The sequence below is a fragment of the Spongiibacter sp. UBA1325 genome (assembly GCF_002306875.1).
Taxonomy (GTDB): domain Bacteria; phylum Pseudomonadota; class Gammaproteobacteria; order Pseudomonadales; family Spongiibacteraceae; genus Spongiibacter; species Spongiibacter marinus.
Genome location: NZ_DBTD01000008.1, coordinates 1,171 through 1,426 on the forward strand (window position 1 = coordinate 1,171; position 256 = coordinate 1,426).

The 256-nt window shown below is 53.9% G+C and carries 1 protein-coding gene; it reads left to right on the forward strand.

Annotated elements, in window-relative coordinates; genetic code table 11:
• A partial coding sequence (locus B3K78_RS08425; RefSeq protein WP_286695113.1) for a DUF933 domain-containing protein occupies nt 1-163 on the forward strand: 163 nt, incomplete at its 5' end.
• Nucleotides 164-256: the final 93 nt, after the last annotated feature.

The following is a 256-nucleotide window of genomic DNA, read 5'->3' on the forward strand; positions in this document are numbered from 1 at the left end:
CGACTTCGAAAAAGGCTTTATTCGGGCCGAAGTCATCGCCTACGACGACTACACCAACTACAAAGGCGAACAGGGCAGCAAAGACGCTGGCAAGTGGCGCCTGGAAGGCAAAGACTACATCGTCAAGGACGGCGACGTCGTGCATTTCCGGTTTAACGTCTAAGCCCCCTCACTCACGCTTGACAAGGCCCACATAAGTCAGGAAAATGCGCGCCTTCTCGACAGAGAACAGTGGCAAGGTAGCTCAGTTGGTTAG